Raw genomic sequence first — 20,334 nt, 5'->3', positions numbered from 1 at the left:
ATCAAACGTCAAACCGATACGCCGACGGCACGGGCGATTTCCAAACCTTCTTCCGCACTCATGTAAACCGGATTTTCGGGGCGGTCGCTGCGGACGATATCGCCGTCTTGAAACATCACCAATTCATTGACTGCCAATTGCGACCAGGTTTCATCTCGCGTCAGAGGCAGGGTAGCGATGACGGAAACTTTATCGTTCGGGGTGGTCACTTCTGAAAAATCGACCATGACATCATCGTCCAGCAAACGGGCTTTGCCAAACGGGGCTTTGCGCACGATGTAGTGCAGTAAGGTACTGGCGTGGGCAAACAGGCAGTCGCCGTTGGACATCACAAAGTTGAACAAGCCGTAGCGGCGGATTTCATGAGTCAGGCCGGCAATGGCGTCAAACAAAACTTCAGGTTCGGGCTTGGTGGCAAAGCGGCTGCGCAGGCGGTTGAGGATAAAGCAGAACGCGCGTTCGGAATCGGTCGTGCCGACGGCATGGTAGTACTCGCCCTGCTCAGGAAAAAAATCAATCAAATGGCCGTTGTGGGCAAACAGCCAATATTCGCCCCACATCTCGCGCATGAAGGGATGAGTGTTTGCTAGTGAGGTCTGGCCTTGTGAGGCCTTGCGGATATGGGCGATAACGTTTTCAGATTTGATTTGGTAGGCGCGCACCAAGTCGGCAACGGGAGAGTTGGCGCTGGGCTTGTCGTCGTGAAACAAGCGCACGCCTTTGCCTTCAAAAAAACCGATACCGAAGCCGTCGGCATGGTGGTCGGTAATGCCGCCACGACGGCGGAAGCCTTCAAAAGAAAACATGATGTCTGTGGGAGTGTTGCAATTCATGCCGAGCAGTTGGCACATGGCGTTAACCTTTATTTTTGGGGTATTTATAGGGTTATTATGGTGTATCGGGCAGGCAGTTTCAATATGTAGAGTGTGATATGTTTATAACTGTCTCATACTTGGCGGGCCGTCTGAAAAATTGCTGTCAAAAATTCAGACGGCCTTAAAGTGTTCCCAGACCGGGCGGCATTGTTCGGGTAAGTCGGGACAGGCGCCGAGTATGCCGCCGCTGAAGTCGTTGGGGCGGTGGAAGTCGCTGCCTGCGCTGGCGAGAAAGTCGAAGCGGTCGGCAAGCAGGGCATAGTTGAGGCGGTCGTTTTTGCAGCAGTTGCCGCTGTGCACTTCAATCCCTGCGCCGCCGAGATTTTTAAATTCTTGAAACAGGTTTCGTTTGGCGGTGGCGGATAATTCATAGCGCATCGGGTGGGCAATAATGGCCATGCCGCCTGCGCCTGTAATCGCGGCTACACAGTCTTCCAGTGTGGCCCATTCGTGTCTGACGGAACAGGATTTGCCGTCGCCCAGATATTTGGTAAATGCCTGCTGTTTGTTTTTGACATGGCCTTCGCGGATGAGGAATTCGGCAATGTGGGTGCGGCTGGCCATTTCTTTGTTGGCAGCTAATGCCAGCGCGCCTTCATACGTGCCTGTTATGCCTTTTTTCTCCAATTTGGCGGCGATGGCTTCCAATCGTTTCAGACGGCCTTTGCGGACTTCGGCAAGCAGGCTTTGCAGGGTTTCGTTGTGTTCGTCAAAGTCCAAGCCGACAACGTGGATGGTGCGGCCGCGCCAAGTGACGGATATTTCCACGCCGTTGACGAAGGGGAGGCCGAGGGTATTGGCTTCGGCGCGCGCTTCGGCAAGTCCGCCGGTATGGTCGTGGTCGGTCAGGGCGAGTAGGGTGCAACCGTTTTGACGGGCGAGTCGGACGACTTCGGTTGGGGAGAGCATGCCGTCTGAAACGGTCGAATGGCAGTGTAAATCAATCATGGTTTTGCTTTGAATTTTCTTAAAAAAGGCCGTCTGAACGTTTCAGACGGCCTTACTTTAGAACATTAGAACAGAGAGTCCAGTTGTTGTCTGTTATTGTTGCCGGTATTGCTTGGCAGAACTGGGGTTTCGTCTGATTCTTCACGGGCTGGCGCATTGCCGCTCTCGGTGCGGCGGCGGTTTTCATTCGGAACCGTGCGACGGGCAGGTTGAGCGGGACGCGGTGCAACGCCGCTGTTGTCCAAGGCCAGGTCGGAGCTGGTGGTCATGCGTTCGCGCATATACACTTCGCCGCCGTTCGAAACCACGCCCTCAGGGGCTTTCATCGGTTTGACGCTGGTGCCTTTCAGGGCAAAGCGCATGTATTCTACCCATACCGGTACGGCGATTGTACCACCGTAACCTGCACGACCCATGCTGCGCGGTTTGTCAAAGCCGATATAGACGGCAGTCACAACGCTAGGGTTGAAGCCGACAAACCATGCGTCTTTGTTGTCGTTGGTAGTACCGGTTTTACCGGCGATGTCGGCGCGGCCGAGTGCGGCTGCACCGCGTGCGGTACCGACACGGACAACGTCTTGCATGATTTTGTACATGATGTAGGCGTTGCGCGGGTCAATGGCCTGAGGTGCGTTTTCACCGGCTACCAAAGGTTGCATTTGCGCTCTCAGACGGCCTTGGCTATCGTAGATTTTGTCGATGACGTGGGCGGACACTTTGTAACCGCCGTTGGCAAAGACGCTGTAACCTTCTGCAATACGCAACGGCGTGGTTTCGCCTGTACCCAAAGCCATAGACAGGCTGGCAGGGATTTCAGACGGCTTGAAGCCGAAGCGTTGGATGTATTGTTGCGCGTAGCCGATGCCGATAGACATCAGGATGCGGATGGACACCATGTTTTTCGAAGCGGTCAAAGCCTGGCGCAGCGTGATGTAGCCGGAATAGCGGCCGTCTGAATTTTTCGGGTTCCACGCTTTGCCGTTTGCACCTTTACCCGGCAGTGAAATCGGCGCATCGTTAATCATGGTGGAAGCAGTCATGCCTTTTGCCAAAGCGGCGGAATAAACGAACGGTTTAAACGTCGAGCCGGGTTGGCGCATGGCTTGAGTTGCGCGGTTGAAGGTTTTGCTGTGGTAGTCGTAGCCGCCGACCAATGCACGGACTGCACCGGTTTTCGCATCTAAAGACACCAATGCGCCTTGCAACAAAGGCTCTTGAACGACGGTAAAGGTATCGCCACTGCCTTTAACACGAATGACGGAGCCGCGGCGGATGCGGTCTTCGCCCATTTTTTCGTTGTTGACGGCACGGGCGGCAAAGCCTAAAGCGTGGCTGTTCAGCGTCACTTTGCGGCCGCTCGGCAACTGAATCTGTACACCTTTGCGGGAGGCTTCCAATACAACCGCCGGAATCATTTTATCGACGGTATAAAGTGTAGAAAGGTATTGGCTGACGGTTTCTTCTACGTTGTCGCTTTTGCTCAGGTCAATGTAGTTTTCTGCACCGCGGTAGCTGCTGCCGCGGTCGAAATTGCGCAGGACTTTACGCAGGGCTTCGGTGGCCACGCGCTGGTGTGCGGTGTCGACGGTGGTGTATACCTTGAAGCCTTGAGTGTAGGCATCTTCGCCGTATTTCTCAAACAGCTCTTGACGCACCATTTCGGCAACGTACAGAGCGCTTTGATCGATGTTTTGTACAAAACGCTCGTAATGCAACTCTTCTTTCAAAGCCTGATCGCGTTGCTGCAGGGTAATCATGCCTTCTTCCAGCATATTGTTCAGAATATAAGCCTGACGCAATTTGGCACGCTCAGGGTTTACAATCGGGTTGTAGGCAGAAGGTGCTTTAGGCAAGCCGGCCAACATGGCGGCTTCGGCTAATGTTAATTCATTAACATTTTTGTTGAAATAAATTTGGGCTGCAGATGCAAAACCATAAGCGCGTTGACCCAAATAGATTTGGTTGAAGTACAGCTCCAAAATCTTGTCTTTGCTCAAAGACTGCTCGATTTTATAGGCCAACAGGGCTTCGTTGAATTTACGGGTGAACGAACGCTCGCTGCTCAGGTAGAAGTTTTTAGCAACCTGTTGCGTAATCGTACTGGCACCGGATTGGACGCCGCCGGCCATGACGTTGCCGATCGCGGCGCGCGCCACACCCCAAACGTCCACGCCCCAGTGGTCGTAGAAGCGTTTGTCTTCGGCGGCAATCACGGCATTTTTCAAAACTTTGGGAAAGTCACCGATTTTGGTGAATTCACGCCGTTGCTCGCCATAAACGCCAATTACTTGGCCGTCTGAAGAATAAATCGTCAGCGGCATTTTGGGTTTGTAGTGTTGTAAAGTGTCCAAAGACGGCAGCTTCGGATAGGTGACCAAAATTGCAATTGCAATTAGCCCCACGCCGAAAAGAGCCAGTCCCAATAAGAGACCCAGGCAGGTCGTTATAATCTTTTTAATCATGACTAAGTAATAATTTGCCATTAATGGCGATAAATAAAGTAAAATGGGAAACGATTTCTATCAGCCACAGTCAATACTGTGCAAAGAATAAGAAGTCCTTTACGGATAACGAAACAGTTACTCACTCCTAAATGATACAGGGAAGTCAAATCATGCGCTTATTTAAAAGCACGAAAGATACCAAAACAGGCAAGGCTTCTAGCGGATTGAACAACCGCTCTGCCATCGGCGTCGATATCAGCCAACATGCCATTAAGATGGTACAACTGACAGGCCGTAGTTTAAACCAAATTCAGCTGGAAAAATACGTTATTACCAAATTGCCTAAAAATATTGTCAAAGGCAACAAAATTCAAGACTACGATCAGCTTGCTACTTACATCCAACATACTTACACACAATTACGCAGTTCTTGCAAAAATATTGTTGCGGCTGTGCCACAAAATTTGGCGACAGTCGAGCAAATTATTTACAACCCGCGTGATACCGATTTGGACTTGGAAGAGTTTGTCGAGGCGGAAGTCGGCCAATTTGCGCCTATTGAAGAAATGAACTATGACTTTCAAGCTGAAGAAGTCGGCTCGGGTCAGCATGTTTTAGCTGTTGCCGCCAAAAAAGATGATGTCGAGCCGCGCATTGAAATGTTTGAGAATGCGGGCTTGCCTTTGTCCGCTTTGGATTTAGACTTGCTGGCGCAACGCAATGCCTTTGTTCATTGGATAAATACGCATGCTCCCGAAATGGCAGAGGAAAAAGTTGCCGTGTTCGGCATTCATGCGACGCAAATGTATGCCTTGATTCTGCAAAACGGCCGTATTCTTTACAAACAAGAAACGCCGGTCAGCACAGAGCAGCTCAATCAGCTGATTCAGCGGACTTATCAGGTGACGGAAGAAAAAGCCGCGCAAATGATGGCTTCTCAAAACAAGCCTTCCGACTACCAGTCTCAGATTGCCGACCGTTTTAATGTACAGGTTGCGCAAGAAGTTCAGCGTGTTTTGCAATTTTACTATACCACGCAGGCCACTGATTCTTTCGCCAATATCAAACACATCCTGCTGACAGGCTTTACCGCACAGCAGGCAGGTTTGGCAGAAAGCATTTTCTCGCAAACCAATACGGCAACAGAATATCTGCATCCGATTTCATATGTGGAACGCAGTGCAAAAGTAGAATTGCCGCAGCTTCAAATTGATGCGCCGTCACTGACCTTGGCGTTCGGATTGGCATTAAGGGGACTTTGAGAACATGATTGAATTAACCAGAATCAACCTTCTTCCTTATCGGGAAGAAATTAAACAGCGCAAGCAGCAGCAATTCAAAATATTGATGCTTGGTGCTTTTGCAGTGGGTTTAGGCTTGGCGGCCGCTACTTATCTCGGTATTGACAGCGCCATCCGCAATCAAGAAGGCCGCAACAACTTCCTGCAAACCGAAATCGACAGACTTGATAGAGAATTGGGTGAAATCGATAAACTTCAGCAAGAAAAAGAAGCCTTCTTGGCTAAAAAGCTGAAAGTTGAAGAGTTGCAGGAAAAACGCTATCAAGCGGCCTATATCCTTGATTCTTTGAATACGCTTACGCCAGATAATACTTATTTGACCGCGTTGGAAGCCGAAAGCCCGACCAGCTATAAAATCAGCGGTCATGCCATCAGCGACAATAAAATTGCCGTTATGATGCGCTCCCTGCCGAGTACAGGTATTTTCTTGCAGCCTGAATTGTTGAGTATTAAAAAAGTAGATAACTACCAAGAATTTACTTTGAAATCTTCAATCAACCAAGTGAATACGCCGGCTCCTGCACCGACTGCCCAAAGCAGCGGTGAAATGGCCGAACCTGTGGCAGAACCTGCTCCGGAGGCTCAATAATGGCATCTAAAAACCTGAAACAATTGGACGTACAAAACCTGTACCTGCTCAATATGCCTTCAAAACTTTTGCTGGCAGGTTTATTGATTGTCGGTATGTTGGCTTTGGGCTATGTCGGCGTATTTAAAGATCAGATTGAAACCTTGAATACGCAGGAATCCAAAGAAGAAGAGCTGAAGGAAACCTTTACGCGTAAAAGCATTCAGGCGGCAAGCTTAAACAATTTGAAAGCTGAATTGGCTTCGATTCGTTCTGCATTTGACGTTTTGTTGAAACAACTTCCGACCGACGCGGAAATTCCGAACCTGATTCAAGAATTGCATCAGGCAGGTTCAACCAACGGATTGCGTTTGGACAGCGTTGCACCGCTCCAACCTGAAAACGATGGTCCAATTCAAAAACTGCCGTATCAGATTTCCATCACAGGCAAATACTCTCAGATTAGCCAATTTACCCGTGATGTAGGCGATTTGTCGCGCATTATTACTTTAGATTCTTTGAAACTCGTGAATGCAGGCGAGGATAAAGAAGGCAAAGGCAATAAAGGCGAGTTGACATTGAGCGCGATTGCGACGACTTACAAAGCACGTCCGGCCGAAGAGATTGCTGCCGAATTGGCTGCGCAACAGGCACAAGAAGAAGGCAAACCTGCCGAGAATGAGCAAAAATAAAAGAATAGGGAAATCATGAAAAAAATCATCTTACTCTTAAGTCTTCTTCCCTTGGCAGCCTGTACGCAAAGCTATGAAGATTTGACTCAATGGATGACGCAAACCCGTCAGGAAGCGAAATCCAAGATTATTCCGTTTGAAGAGCCGACGGTTACATTGCCTAAGCCGTATAGCCTGCCGAACTTTAAAGGCATGAATGCGTTTGATTCACGCCGTTTGGACACTGCCCCTAAAGGCGGCAATGCACCGGATGTGAACCGTCCGAAAGAAACATTGGAAGCCTTCAGTTTGGAAAATATGGCCTTTGTCGGAACGCTGCAAAGCGGCGGCAAAGTTTCCGGATTTATCAAGGTCAACGACCATGTTTATACCGTTTATCCCGGAAACTACATCGGTCAGAATTACGGCAGAATCCAAAGTATTACCGAAGATAAAATTATCTTGACCGAGCAAGTTGAGGACAGCTACGGCAACTGGGTGTACCGGAAGGCCGAATTGCCATTGAGCAGTAAAGAGGCGGATTCTTCCAATAGCTCAGATAGTTCGAATTCAAATTAATTTAGGGGTCTCACTCGATTATGAAAACCAAGCACATGACAAAATTATTTGCCGGCTTCAGCGTTGCCCTCGCTGTTCAGACGGCCTTTGCAGGCAATATTACCGATATCAACGTTTCCACTTTGCCTGACAACCAAAAAATCATCAAAATCCGTTTCGACAAAGACGTTACCACACCTCATGGTTTTGTAACATCTACTCCGGCACGTATCGCATTGGATTTTGCCAACACTAATATCCGTTTGCCTCAGCCTGTTTTGGAATATGCCGACCCATTGTTGAATCAAATTACTGCGGCGCAAAACAATGACCGCGCACGCGTGGTTTTGGGTTTGAACAAAATCAGCCAATACAATACTGAGATTCGCGGCAACGAAGTTTGGGTGTTTGTAAACGAATCTACTGACCAAACCAATGCGGCTGTTGCAAATGAACGTGCGGCTACGCCGTCTACCGCGCGCGCTGCTCAGACTTATCAAGCTGTTTCAGCAGCCAATATCGATTTCCGCAAAGGTGCACGCAATTCCGGCATTATTGAATTGTCTGCCCCAGGTTTCAGCGGACAGCCGGACATTAAACAGCAGCGCGATCGCGTGGTTGTGACATTGAAAAACCATACGCTGCCGACACAAGCTCAACGCAGTTTGGATGTGGCTGACTTCAATACGCCTGTACAAAACGTTACGCTCAAACGTATCGGCAATTCTACCCAGCTCATTATCCGCAACAATAATGCGAATTGGGACATCAATACCAAAGCTTCTTCCGGCCGTTTTGTATTTGAAGTATCGCCTAAAGCCGCCAATACCGAATCCAGCGGCTTGAACCAAAATGCGAACAAATCGTTCAAAGGCCGTAAAATTTCTTTGGATTTCCAAGATGTAGAAGTTCGTACCATCTTGCAGATTTTGGCAAAAGAATCCGGTGTGAATATTGTTGCCAGCGATACCGTCAAAGGCACCATGACTTTATCCCTGAAAGATGTACCTTGGGATCAGGCTTTGGATTTGGTCATGCAGGCGCGCAATTTGGATATGCGCCGTCAAGGCAACATCATCAATATCGCACCTCGCGATGAATTGTTGGCAAAAGACAAAGCCTTCTTGCAGGCTGAAAAAGAGATTGCCGAATTGGGTCCGCTGTATTCTCAAACCTTCCAGTTGAAATACAAAAATGTGGAAGAATTCCGCAAAATTCTGCGTTTGGAAGAATACGACAGCAATAATTCCAATACCCGCAATACTCTGTTGAGCAACCGAGGCAGCGCCTTAATCGATCCGGCCACCAATACGCTGATCGTGACCGACAACCGCGGCGTGATTGAGAAATTCCGCAAACTGATTGATGAACTGGACGTTCCGACCCGTCAAGTGATGGTTGAAGCGCGCATTGTCGAAGCAGAAGATACCTTCTTCCGCAACTTGGGCGTTAAATTCGGTTCCGGTGGCGCAAGTGGCCGTAACGCATGGGGCAGCAACTGGAGCAATGCACAAACCAACTACAATACCAATGCCTCGTTTAACCGTGGCGATGTAGGCTACCGCACATGGACTTTGGATCCGAACGTCAGTCTGCCGACCGCAGCCGCAGTCAACAGCATTGCGCTGGTGCGTGCGTTCTCGTCCGGCGCATTGGGTTTGGAAATCAGCGCGTCTGAAGAACAAGGTAAGAGCAAAACCATTTCCAATCCGCGCGTGCTGACGCAAGACCGCAAAGAAGCCAAAATTGAATCCGGTACGGAAATTCCTTACCAAGAGGCTTCTTCCAGCGGTGCGACTTCGATTACCTTCAAGAAAGCCGTTTTGGGCTTGACCGTAACGCCGAACATTACGCCTGACGGTCAAATCATCATGACTGTGAAGATTAATCGTGATACCCCGATCGACTGTACCGTGGATTCTCTGACAACCAAGTGTATCAACACCAAACATTTGAATACCCAAGCCATGGTTGAAGATGGCGGCACGCTGATTGTCGGCGGTATTTACGAAGAAGAAAGCACCAATGCAGTGAACAAAGTACCTGTTTTGGGCGATATTCCTGTTGTCGGCAATCTGTTCAAATCACGCGGCAAACGTGAAAACCGCCGTGAGCTGTTGATTTTCATCACGCCGCGCATTATGGACAATGTGGGTAACAATCTGCGTTACTGATTTTCAAAATGACAAACAGGCATATCTGAAAAGGTATGCCTGTTTTGGTTTTCAGACGGCCTGAGATGAAAAGGCCGTCTGAAAAACGACGAACTTTTCCACGAAACCACCATATCGTATAAAATGACCCACATGGAAAAAATCAACGGCAATTTAATCTTAATCGGGCTGATGGGCGCGGGCAAAACCACTTTGGGCAAGCAGCTTGCCCAAATGTTTGCATGCCCGTTTTACGACAGCGACTACGAAATCTGCACTTCTTCGGGCGTATCCATTCCGACCATTTTTGAGATGGAAGGGGAGGAAGGCTTCCGTAACCGCGAAACCAATATGCTGAAGAAGCTCGCTTCCCGGCGCAACATCGTTTTATCGACCGGTGGCGGCTCCGTATTGCGCAGTGAAAACAGACAGATTTTGCGCCAAAACGGCACGGTTGTTTATCTGCATGCCAGCCCCGAAACCTTGCTGGAGCGTACCCGTTACGACAGCAACCGGCCACTGTTGCAAGTTGCCAACCCTTTGGCCAAACTGCAAGAGCTGTATGACCAACGCGATACGCTGTACCGTCAAACCGCCCATCTCGTCATCGAATCCGACAGCTGCCACAAAACGCTCAAACGGCTGATTGAAATATTGAGCGAATAACACGCTTTACAAAGGAACACCATGCGCACCCTGACTGTCCAAACCCCGTCCCATCAATACCCCATCTTTATCGGGCATAAACTGATTGAGCAGGCAGATACGCTGCTTCAGCCCTATTTAGGTAAAAAAGCAGCCATCATTACCAACGAAACCGTTGCGCCGCTTTATCTCAAACAGCTTCAGACGGCCTTAGACAGGCTGGGCGTGCCGCATTTCAGCATCATCCTTCCCGACGGCGAAGAATATAAAAACTGGCAGACGCTTAACCTGATTTATGATGGTCTGATGCAAAACCGTGCCGAACGCAAAACCACTTTAATCGCTTTGGGCGGCGGCGTGATAGGCGATATGGTCGGTTTCGCCGCAGCAACTTATCAGCGTGGCGCACCTTTTATTCAAGTGCCGACCACCTTGCTCAGCCAGGTTGATTCCTCGGTCGGCGGTAAAACCGCCATCAACCATCCGCTCGGTAAAAACATGATTGGCGCGTTCTACCAGCCGCAAGCCGTGCTGGCCGATTTGACCGCCCTGCAAACGCTGCCGCAACGCGAACTTTCCGCAGGTATGGCCGAAGTCATCAAATACGGCGCATTGGGCGATGCCGAATTTTTTGCTTGGTTGGAAGAAAATATGGCCGACCTGATGGTGCAACATCAAGAAAAAATGGCAGAAGCCGTTTACCATTGCTGCAAAATGAAGGCCGATATTGTTGCCCAAGATGAAACCGAGCAGGGTATCCGCGCATGGCTTAATCTCGGCCACACTTTCGGCCATGCCATCGAAGCCGAAATGAGCTACGGCGTATGGCTGCACGGTGAAGCCGTTGCCGCCGGTTGTGTCCTCGCTTCCCGTTTGTCGCAAATTTTGGGCAAAATCCAACAAGCCGATACCGACCGCATTGCCGCTTTAATGGAAGCCGCCTCTCTTCCGTCTGCGCCGCCTGTTTTCTCCTTTGAAAAATGGATTGAACACATGAGCCACGACAAAAAAGTCAGCAGCGGCATCATGCGTTTTGTCGGTTTGGAATACTTGGGCAAAGCCAATATTACTGAAATTACCGATATGGAAATCCTCCGCCAAACCTTGCAGCCGTATTTGTGAGGAATGAATGAGGTTTGCTTTAAAATATAAAAAGGCCGTCTGAAAGGTATTTTCAGACGGCCTTTGGTTTTAAAACGTTTTCATTTATCGGATTAAAGCTAGATAGACCAATTTGGGCGGGTCGATTATTTAAAGTGTCTTTTTATCCAACTCGGCAATAATCAACAAGCCGCTGTCAAAGCGTCGGCTGTCGGCCAGTTTCAGACGGCCTTGATGGCGTTTGACAATGGTGTCTGCAATGGACAGACCAAGTCCGGTGCCTTGTTGTTCGGTGCCGAGAATACGGTAGAAGGGGTCGATAACGCGTTGGCGTTCGCTTGGGAGAATGCCGGGGCCGTCGTCTTCCACCCAGATATTGAGGTATTCGGCGGTTTCGTCAAAACCCAAATCGATGCGGCCGCCTTTGGGAGTATAGCGGATGGCGTTGTCGGTAAAGGTTTTGATAAGGGTGTAGATTTCGGTGTCGTCGGCGTGGATTTGGCAGTCGTTTTCAACGGCGACGCCGATGTCTTGACCTTTGGCCAGCGCCAGCGGCATGAGTTCCTGCAAGACGCGGCGGAACTGGTTTTGCAGGCTGATCAAGGTTTTGGGGCGTTGGGTTTCGGGCGCTTGGGCGCGTGCGAGGGAAAGGAGTTGCTCGAGCAGGTGGCGGTTGCGCTGTATGCTTTGTTGCAACAGGGCGGACTGCTCGCGCGCTTCGGCGGACAGCTGCATATTGTTGAGCCGCTCTGCCTGAAGGGAAAGGGCGGTCATGGGGCTGCGCAATTCGTGTGCGGCATCGGCGATAAAGCGTTGCTGTTGGCGGACGTTTTCGTCGGTACGCTGCAACAGGTTGTTAATGGCGACGACAAAGCCTTGGATTTCGCTGGGAATGTCTTGCGTGTCCATCGGCGAGAGGTCGTTGATTTGGCGCTGTTCCAAATCGTTGGACAGGGTTTTGACGGAACGCATGGTGCGGTGGGTAATCCAGACGGTGAGCAGGATAATCAGGGGTAGGGCGAGGAGCATGGGGAGGATACTCTGTACGGCGGCCATTTCGGCCAGCTCTTCGCGGTAGTCGCTTTCCTGCATGACGGCGATGCGGCCTTGCTTGGTGTCGCGGGTATAAACGCGGTAGTAATCGTCGTCGTCGTCGGCCTGGATGGTGTGCAGGCCGTCTGAAATCTTCTCAGGCAGGCTGACAATGGGGTTGGGCGTATTGGGAAATTGAACGGAAATCTTGTTGTCGTTGTCGAGCGAGTGATTCTCGTCATCGGCATCGCTCGGGTCGAGATAGTTCGCGACTTGGCGCAACAGGTCGTCTTGAACCTCTTGGGTCTCGTGATAAGTATCGTAATATGAAAATATGCCTGCAAGGATGGAGAGGGGCAGGAGCATGCAGATCAGGGCAAGGCTGATTCGGACTTGCAGGGATTGTTTGATGGTGTGGATAAGGCGTTGCATGGTTTGTGTGTTGATATTGTTGTGGTTTTTCAGACGACCTGGTTGTTTTGTGCAACCAGCCAGCCGACCCCGCGGACGTTTTGAATCGCTTCTTTGCCGAGTTTTTTGCGTAAGGCATGAATCAGGAAGTCAACGGCGTTGCTTTCGACTTCTTCACCCCAGCCGTAGATTTTGTCTTCCAAATCGCTGCGCGACAGAATCATGCCCGGACGCAGCAGCAGGGCTTGGAGGACGGCAAATTCTTTGTTGCTGAGCATGATGGCCTGTTCCTGCCCGACCACTTCCGCCTGATGGGTGGAAGGGTTGAGCGTGATGATGCCGTTGCTCAGCAGCGTTTGCGCCTGTCCGCCGTGTCGGCGCAATACGGCGCGCATACGGGCTTGCAGTTCAGCCATGTCGAAGGGTTTGACGATGTAGTCGTCTGCGCCGCCGTCTAGACCGTTGAGTCGGCTGTGCAAATCATCGCGCGCGGTCACGATTAAGACGGGAACGCTACAGCCGCCTTTGCGAATTTGAGCCAATACGTCCAAACCGTCTTTGCCGGGCAAACCCAAATCCAAGAGCAGCAAATCGTATGCTTGCGCCGCCACTGCTGCGGCAACTTCCGAACCGCGGCTGACCCAATCGACAGCGTAGCCGGTGTCTTTCAGGTTGGCACTGACGGCTTGGGCAATCATGGCATCGTCTTCAACCAATAATACGCGCATGGAAGTTCTCCGGAGGATGGGTGGATAGTGATTATAACCGCACTCAATTAGTAAAAATTTAGGAACTGTCGAAAAACTGATTTTTTGCAAAAGATGAGGCCGTCTGAAATTCGTTTTTCAGACGGCCTGTATGCTTCAATTCCGATTATTTAGGGTTTTTCTCAATCAAGGCGACCAATTGGTCGATATAGCCTTGAACAAAGCCGCGCGCGGATTCGATGAGCTGGCCGTTGTCGTCAAACAGGGTAGGCGAGTTGCCGAGGAACACTTCCGGCTGGCCGGTCAGCGGCATATCGAAATATGAAAGGGCAAGGCGCAGATTTTTTTGCGCGCTATAACCGCCCATTTTGCCGACTGAATGGCTGATGATGCCGGCAGGTGTTTTTTTCCAGGCAACATCGGCATTGGGTTTGGAGCCAATGTCGATGGCGTTTTTCAGACAGGCAGGGACGGTGCGGTTGTTTTCGGAAGTCACGAACAATACGCCGGCAGAGGCTTTGATGGTTTCACGGAACTCGGTATAGCTGGATGGAGTGGGGAAGTCGGTAACGGCAGGATCGTCGTAGTCGAAGTTGTATAAAGGCAAATGGCCGATTTCGACGATTTGCGCTTCGTAGCCTTCGGGGAACATGGAAATGACGTTTTGTGCGATTTTTCGTGCAAACGAGCCTTTACGCAGACTGCCGACCAAGATGCTGACTTTCTTTGACATGTTTTTCTCCTGTTTAATAATAAAAATGAAAACAATTCTAAATTTTAGTGTTATCTGGGGAAGCGGTCAAGGTTTCAGACGGCCTGTCAAAATGGTTTATGCTAAAATAACGGTTTCGCTGATATTTCAAATTATTATGCACGCTTCTGATTCGCAAGAGGACGCAACGGCACACGAATACTATGCCGACAATCCCGATTTTCCAGCTAAAACCATTGTCGCCACCTTATTCATCGGCGCATTTTTCGGCTATCTCAACGACACGCTGCTGAATGTCGCGCTTACGCCGATTATGAAAGATTTTGGTGTCGATAAGACCACGGTTCAATGGCTGACAACGGGCTTTTTGCTGGTCATGGGGGCATTTACGCCGATTACGGCCGGCGTGATTCAATGGTTTGAAACGCGCAAAATGGTGCTGTTTACGCAGGCAACGTTTTTAGCAGGATCGCTGATTTGCGCGTTTGCACCGACTTTCGGAATTTTGGTTGTGGGGCGTATGGTGCAGGCGGTGTCTGCCGCGTTTTTTGTCCCGCTTCTGTTTAACGGCGTGTTGTCGATTTTTCCGCCCAACAAGCGCGGAACGGCGATGGGCGTGATTACCATGATGTTTACCGCTGCGCCTGCAATGGGGCCGACGCTGTCGGGCATCATCATCGACCATACGCATTGGCGCGTGCTGTTCGGTTTTACCGCGCCGTTTATGTTGGCGGCGATGGTGCTGGTGGGCAAATATTTGACGGTCAATTTGAGCAACATCAGCCGTCCGAAAATCGATATGTTGTCGGCCGTACTATCGATTGCGGGATTTGGCGGGCTGGTTTATGCGAGCAGTAATTTTGCCCATATGCCGCTGCTGGAATTTATCCTGCTCTTTGCCGCTTCCGTTGTACTGGTGGGTTGGTTTGCGCACCGTCAGTTCCGTTTGGCTACGCCGTTGTTGAACCTTCGTGCGTTTGAATACAAACAGTTCAGATATTGCGTTGTGATTTTGGCCGGTGCGGTATTCCTGTTCTTGGGCTTGGAGCTGATGGTGCCGATGTACACGCAGCAAGTGTTGATGCTGACCGGTACAGCAACAGGCCTGATTCTGATGCCTGCCAGTATTGCCCAAGCGGTTGCCGCTCCGTTGTTCGGTAAATTGTTGGACAAAAAGGGCGGACGCTTTGTCGTTTTGCCGGCAACAGTGATGCTGGTGGTGTCGCTGGCGGTATTGTGGCTGTTTTTACGGATTGATACGCAAGTGGTGATGTTGACGGCGATGTTTACGCTGTTGGCGCTTTCCGTGTCTGCTTGTGTAACCGGCGAAACCCATGGTCTGAATGCGTTGCCGAAAACGCTCAATCCGCACGGTGCGGCGATTCTGACCACCATCAATCCGATTGCCGGTGCCATCGGCGCGGCGTTTTTCGTCGGTGCAACCAATATCGGTGAGAAACTTTCCAGCGCAGATATGCCGCAACAGGCTATGCTGGACGGTATCCATTTGGCGATGGGTTGCGCTTTGGTTGTCGGTGTTGTGGTCGTTATGTTTGCTTTGCGTTTGAAAGCGCATCAGAAATAAATAAAAAGGCCGTCTGAAACGTTCAGACGGCCTAAGTACCTCGTAAGAATTTATAAGATTTTGTAACACAATGAAGTTAAAAAGTATTTTATCAATCAGCCTGATGATGGCGGTTTGTCCGTCATGGGCTTTGGATTTCGGGCGTATTCCTGAAAATGAAATTTCCGTTTATGTGCAGGAATTGGACAGCGGCAAAGTGATTGCCGAACACCGTGCCGATGAATTGCGCAATCCTGCTTCGACCATGAAGCTGGTAACGGCGTTTACCGCGTTTCGTATGTTGGGCGGTGATTATCGTTGGAAAACTGAGTTTAAAACCAACGGCCCAATCAAAGGCGATACGTTGAAAGGCAATGTGTATTGGGTGGGGAGCGGCGATCCTGTGTTTGACCAGCATGATCTGGTGCAAATGCAGCAACAGATGCGCGATAAGGGCATACGCCATATTGACGGACATCTGATACTCGACCGCAGCCTGTGGGGCGATGTGAAGAATCCGGATGATTTTGCTTCCGATTCTGCCGAAAGCTTTATGACGCCGCCCGATCCCAATATGTTGGCGTATAAAACCGTTGAACTGCGTGCTGAAAAAGAAGAAGACGGAAGCTTGGTCATCCGTACCAATCCGCCGCTGCCGAATCTGAACATTCAAAACAAATTGACGCTTGAGAATAAAGAAGGGAAGTGCAGTGTTTTAAAAAACCACATGAAGACTTCCTATAAAAACAATACGCTGACCGTATCGGGCAAGCTGCCGGAAAGCTGCTTGGGCAAAGAGCTGTATCTAAATATGTACAGCATGAAAGAATTTGTCGGCAAAAGTTTTGTCAACCAATGGCGCCAACAAGGCGGCACGGTTTCAGACGGCCTGACAACAGGTGTCGCGCCTCATGACGCGCATGTGTTGGCGAGTCATCTATCCAAACCGCTTACCGATATCCTCACCGATATGAACAAGCATTCCAATAATCTGATTGCCCGTTCGGTTTTTCTTAAATTTGCCGGAAACATGTCTGATTACAAGCTGGCGCAGGCCAAGGCTGCGTCTATCGTAAAAAGCGAGCTGGCGGTTGCCGGTATTAATACGGAAGGGCTGGTGTTGGAAAACGGCTCAGGCCTGTCCCGCGTTGAACGGCTCAATGCGCGAATGATGGCGCAAATGTTGGAAAAAGCCTACTTCAGCCCGTTTAAAAACGAGTTTATCAGTACGCTGCCGATTGCCGGTAAAGACGGCACGCTTAAAACACGCTTGAAGCAGCCCGGTGAAAACCTACGCCTCAAAACTGGTACGCTTAAAGATGTCCGCGCACTGGCTGGGTATTGGTTAGGTGAAAAACCGTTGCTGGTTGTCGTCATTATCAACAGCCAGAAATCAACCGATTATTTACGCGACTTGGATAAGCTGGTGTCTAAAATTGTTCAGCCGGGCGGAGATCATTGGATTGATGCTAAGGCCTCCTGCATGATTAGGTATCAGGCTTGATAAGCTAAAAAAGGCCGTCTGAAAATGTATTGACGTTTTCAGACGGCCTTTGTGTAAGAAGGGGAGGTAAGTATCTATGTCTATTTTGGAAGATGATTTAGGGATTGGATGAATAAGCGTTTGGTGTGAATCCGCTTGAGATGGATGGTCTTTCAGGATTTAAACCATATGTCTGCTTTATTGTGTTGTCCTGTTTATATTATTTAAATAGCTGGATTTTTTATAAAAAGGCATAGGGTGCAGACGAAAAAATACCGGTAAAAACCGGTATTTTTTATTTTTAACTTGATGGCGCGGCGGACGGGGCTCGAACCCGCGACCCCCGGCGTGACAGGCCGGTACTCTAACCAACTGAGCTACCACCGCGCATCCATTGTCAGAGACAATGAAAAGGAAAGTGGTGGGTGATGACGGAGTCGAACCGCCGACATTCTGCTTGTAAGGCAGACGCTCTACCAACTGAGCTAATCACCCGAAAAAGGGAGATACTGAAAAATCAGTATTTTTAAATAATGGCGCGGCGGACGGGGCTCGAACCCGCGACCCCCGGCGTGACAGGCCGGTACTCTAACCAACTGAGCTACCACCGCGCATCCACTGTCAAAGACAATGAAAAAGAAACTTGGTGGGTGATGACGGAGTCGAACCGCCGACATTCTGCTTGTAAGGCAGACGCTCTACCAACTGAGCTAATCACCCATGCGCAAAATTGCGAAGACGCTATTAAACCAAAAAATCCTGATGCGCGCAAGATTTATTTGCCGATAATTAGATATCTCCCTGCAAGCACCAGTTTTCAAAGGAAATAATTTCTTCCTGCTTGCCTGCAACAACCAAAATGTCGCCGGTTTCCAGAACGAAATCAGGGTCAAGGTCTTGGATTTTTCCGGTATTGCGGCGGATAAACAATAGTTTCAGATAATGCGCTGCCAATGGTAATTCACGGATGGTTTTGCCGATGGCGTGTGCCTCGCCTTGCAATGGGAAAGCGTGGCGGCAGACGGCCTTGCTGTCTTCGTCGGAGAAGCTGTCATCATCACTGCCGACAAACAAGTCCTGCAACGATGCATAGCGGCTGTGACGGATGTGGGTTATGGTTTGATAAACATGGTTGTAAGAGAGACCGTGGCCCAACATGGCATAGCTTGCCAGCACCAGGCTGGTTTCTTTGGTATCGGAGACAGTTTCTTCCGCACCCATTTCGGTAAAGGTTTTGACGTAATCGTCATTGGTGGCGCGAACATAAACCGGCATGCTCGGATGCATGGACATGATGTTGCCGAGAACATGTTGGGTTTCATGCATATTGTTCAGCGTGATGACCACCATTTTGGCGCGTCCCAAGCCGGCGGCTTCCAAGACTTCACGGCGTTTGGCATCGCCAAAGGAAACCGGTTCGCCTGCGTTGCGTGCCACTTGTACGCGGGCAATATCCAAGTCGAGGGCAAAGTAGGGGATGCCTTCTTGCGCCAATACACGGGCGACCGATTGACCGCCGCGTCCGAAACCGATAATCAGGACGTGTTCGGATTTGCTCATGGTTTCCACCAGCATGGAGTGTAAGTCCAAGGCTTTCATATCCCAGTCGGATTTGACGAAGCGGCTGACGATGGCATCGCTGCTGCCCAAAATGAATGGTGCGGCAATCATGGAGAGCAGGACGGCTGCAGTGGCTGCTTGTTCCAATTCGGGCGAAACCATATTGATTTTGCTGGAAATAGCCAGCATCACGAAACCGAACTCGCCGCCTTGCGCCAAATAAAGCGCACTCTTGAGGCTATCGCTCGTAGGGTTTTTCATGCGTAAAGCGATGATGAAGACGACCAGTGCTTTCAAGACCAACAGGATTGCCAACAAAATCAGGATTTGCTGCCAGTTGCCGACCAGCGCCTGAATATCGAGCTTCATACCGACGGTAATGAAGAAGAAGCCCAGCAGGATGTCGCGGAATGGACGGATGTCGTCTTCCACCTGAATGCGGTATTCGGTTTCGGAAAGCAGCATACCGGCAACGAATGCGCCCAATGCCATAGACAGGCCTTCAAGTTCTGTCAGATAGGCCACGCCCAAAGTAACCAGCAAAACGTTGATCATGAAGAGTTCGGACGATTTGCGTTTGGCAACCAGTCTGAACCAGCGCGACATCACTCGGCTGCCGACAACAAACAAAATGCCCAAGGTCAGCAACATTTTCAAACCGGCCAAGCCCAGCTCTACCCACAAGTTGCCTTCGCTGCCGCCGGCAAGTGCCGGAATCAGAATCATCAGCGGTACCACGGCAATATCTTGCATCAGCAAAACGCCCATGGCCATTTGACCATGTGGCTGACCCAGCTCGGTTTTCTCCGACAGAATGCGGCTGACGATGGCGGTGGACGACATGGTCAGTGCGCCCGCAGTGGCAAACGCCCAGTTAAACGGCGTGCCCATTGCCATCAAAATGCCCATAATCGAGAGCATGGTAATGATGACTTGCAAACCGCCCAAACCGAATACGAGGCGGCGCATGGCTTTGAGTTTGGGTAGGGAGAATTCGAGACCGATGCTGAACATCAAGAACACAATGCCGATTTCGCCCAAATAGTCGGTGGCGTGGCTTTGTGGAATCAGTTTAAACATACCCGGACCGGCAATAAAACCGACCAAAAGATAACCGAGCATGGAAGGAATGTTGAACTTGCGACAGCAGATAACCGTAATGACGGAAACCAACAGGACAATGACAATGGGACCGAGGGAGAATTCGTGCATAGAGTGGGCGGCCTTTCGTTAAAAGTAGCTATTGTTATATAGGCCGTCTGAAACACGTCGAAAACTGACAGCAAACCCAAATAAAAACGCACAGAATGAACTTCATTTCTGCGATTTGATTTCCCGTATCATGCTTATTTGGACTTACTGTTTCGAGCGTTATCTAACGGATTATTAAGATTATATCAAGATAGAATGTAAAGTAGTGTTTTGATTGACAAAAAGGGCCGTCTGAAATATTCAGACGGCCTTTAAATAAATGGAGACCTTTGCAAAATTCCTTTTCCTCCGACAGCCGAAATCCAAACACAGGTTTTCGTCTATTTCCGCTCCTAATTACTCCTGATTCTACCCAAATACCCCCTTAATCCTCCCCGGATACCCGATAA

General features: G+C 49.9%; 16 protein-coding genes and 4 tRNA genes. 9 read left to right on the top strand and 11 right to left on the bottom strand.

From position 1 onward, the window contains the following. Window positions 1-8: 8 nt before the first annotated feature. From ACTHTS_RS09200 to ACTHTS_RS09190, 3 genes are all read right to left on the bottom strand, one after another. On the bottom strand, window positions 9-851 hold the full coding sequence (locus tag ACTHTS_RS09200; RefSeq protein ID WP_063068260.1) for a class II glutamine amidotransferase: 843 nt from the start codon (window positions 849-851) through the stop codon (window positions 9-11). A gap of 135 nt (window positions 852-986) precedes the next feature. Continuing rightward, window positions 987-1,823, bottom strand: coding sequence for a PHP domain-containing protein (locus ACTHTS_RS09195; protein ID WP_070734699.1), 837 nt, complete (start codon window positions 1,821-1,823; stop codon window positions 987-989). 65 nt (window positions 1,824-1,888) lie between these two features. Next, window positions 1,889-4,285, bottom strand: coding sequence for a penicillin-binding protein 1A (locus ACTHTS_RS09190; protein ID WP_440369846.1), 2,397 nt, complete (start codon window positions 4,283-4,285; stop codon window positions 1,889-1,891). A gap of 152 nt (window positions 4,286-4,437) precedes the next feature. Here ACTHTS_RS09190 and pilM point away from each other — a divergent pair, with 152 nt between their 5' ends. The 7 genes from pilM to aroB all read left to right on the top strand — a co-directional run bounded on the left by pilM (window position 4,438) and on the right by aroB (window position 11,285). Further along, window positions 4,438-5,529, top strand: coding sequence for a type IV pilus assembly protein PilM (gene pilM / locus ACTHTS_RS09185; protein ID WP_440369845.1), 1,092 nt, complete (start codon window positions 4,438-4,440; stop codon window positions 5,527-5,529). A 4-nt stretch (window positions 5,530-5,533) separates the two neighbouring features. After that, a complete protein-coding gene (locus ACTHTS_RS09180; protein ID WP_063068256.1) occupies window positions 5,534-6,157 on the top strand; it encodes a PilN domain-containing protein in 624 nt (207 codons plus the stop codon). Beyond that, entirely contained in the window at window positions 6,157-6,828 is a 672-nt protein-coding gene (locus tag ACTHTS_RS09175) for a type 4a pilus biogenesis protein PilO (protein WP_107792215.1), read from the top strand. The genes ACTHTS_RS09180 and ACTHTS_RS09175 overlap by 1 nt, the downstream gene beginning before the upstream one ends. A 15-nt stretch (window positions 6,829-6,843) precedes the next feature. Further along, the gene (locus ACTHTS_RS09170) at window positions 6,844-7,386 is read left to right on the top strand and encodes a pilus assembly protein PilP (protein ID WP_440369844.1); all 543 of its coding nucleotides are present in this window, start codon (window positions 6,844-6,846) and stop codon (window positions 7,384-7,386) included. A 20-nt stretch (window positions 7,387-7,406) separates the two neighbouring features. Further along, window positions 7,407-9,539: a type IV pilus secretin PilQ gene (pilQ, locus tag ACTHTS_RS09165; protein WP_070734707.1), complete on the top strand. Its 2,133-nt coding sequence runs from the start codon at window positions 7,407-7,409 to the stop codon at window positions 9,537-9,539. Between the two features lie 123 nt (window positions 9,540-9,662). Further along, window positions 9,663-10,184 carry a shikimate kinase gene (locus ACTHTS_RS09160; RefSeq protein ID WP_440369843.1) on the top strand — a complete coding sequence of 174 codons (522 nt, stop codon included), beginning with the start codon at window positions 9,663-9,665 and terminating at the stop codon, window positions 10,182-10,184. A gap of 21 nt (window positions 10,185-10,205) precedes the next feature. Then, a complete protein-coding gene (aroB, locus tag ACTHTS_RS09155) occupies window positions 10,206-11,285 on the top strand; it encodes a 3-dehydroquinate synthase (protein ID WP_440369842.1) in 1,080 nt (359 codons plus the stop codon). 129 nt (window positions 11,286-11,414) lie between these two features. Here aroB and ACTHTS_RS09150 read toward each other — a convergent pair whose 3' ends face one another. From ACTHTS_RS09150 to ACTHTS_RS09140, 3 genes are all read right to left on the bottom strand, one after another. Continuing rightward, window positions 11,415-12,728: a sensor histidine kinase gene (locus ACTHTS_RS09150; RefSeq protein WP_440369841.1), complete on the bottom strand. Its 1,314-nt coding sequence runs from the start codon at window positions 12,726-12,728 to the stop codon at window positions 11,415-11,417. Window positions 12,729-12,757: 29 nt separating this feature from the next. Then, a complete protein-coding gene (locus ACTHTS_RS09145) occupies window positions 12,758-13,435 on the bottom strand; it encodes a response regulator (RefSeq protein WP_440369840.1) in 678 nt (225 codons plus the stop codon). 145 nt (window positions 13,436-13,580) lie between these two features. After that, window positions 13,581-14,147, bottom strand: a complete 567-nt coding sequence (locus ACTHTS_RS09140) for an NADPH-dependent FMN reductase (RefSeq protein WP_049328898.1) — start codon at window positions 14,145-14,147, stop codon at window positions 13,581-13,583. Between the two features lie 136 nt (window positions 14,148-14,283). Here ACTHTS_RS09140 and ACTHTS_RS09135 point away from each other — a divergent pair, with 136 nt between their 5' ends. Next, complete coding sequence (locus ACTHTS_RS09135) at window positions 14,284-15,711, top strand: MFS transporter (RefSeq protein ID WP_440369839.1); 1,428 nt, start codon at window positions 14,284-14,286, stop codon at window positions 15,709-15,711. Between the two features lie 70 nt (window positions 15,712-15,781). Beyond that, window positions 15,782-17,194 (top strand): D-alanyl-D-alanine carboxypeptidase/D-alanyl-D-alanine endopeptidase, encoded by a 1,413-nt coding sequence (dacB, locus tag ACTHTS_RS09130; RefSeq protein ID WP_440369838.1) that lies wholly within the window; start codon window positions 15,782-15,784, stop codon window positions 17,192-17,194. A 289-nt stretch (window positions 17,195-17,483) separates the two neighbouring features. On the opposite strand, the gene ACTHTS_RS09125 is transcribed toward dacB, so the two are convergent. The 5 genes from ACTHTS_RS09125 to ACTHTS_RS09105 all read right to left on the bottom strand — a co-directional run bounded on the left by ACTHTS_RS09125 (window position 17,484) and on the right by ACTHTS_RS09105 (window position 19,945). Beyond that, window positions 17,484-17,560 (bottom strand) — tRNA-Asp (locus tag ACTHTS_RS09125). 32 nt (window positions 17,561-17,592) lie between these two features. Next, window positions 17,593-17,668 (bottom strand) — tRNA-Val (locus ACTHTS_RS09120). A gap of 39 nt (window positions 17,669-17,707) precedes the next feature. Then, window positions 17,708-17,784, bottom strand: a tRNA-Asp gene (locus tag ACTHTS_RS09115). 33 nt (window positions 17,785-17,817) lie between these two features. Next, window positions 17,818-17,893 (bottom strand) — tRNA-Val (locus ACTHTS_RS09110). Window positions 17,894-17,962: 69 nt separating this feature from the next. After that, window positions 17,963-19,945 carry a cation:proton antiporter domain-containing protein gene (locus ACTHTS_RS09105; RefSeq protein ID WP_440369837.1) on the bottom strand — a complete coding sequence of 661 codons (1,983 nt, stop codon included), beginning with the start codon at window positions 19,943-19,945 and terminating at the stop codon, window positions 17,963-17,965. Between the last annotated feature and the right edge of the window lie 389 nt (window positions 19,946-20,334).

This window comes from Neisseria sp. P0019.S003, from assembly GCF_051957115.1.
In the GTDB taxonomy this organism is placed as follows: Bacteria; Pseudomonadota; Gammaproteobacteria; order Burkholderiales; family Neisseriaceae; genus Neisseria; species Neisseria flavescens_D.
This window is presented reverse-complemented; position numbering and strand designations above follow the sequence as displayed.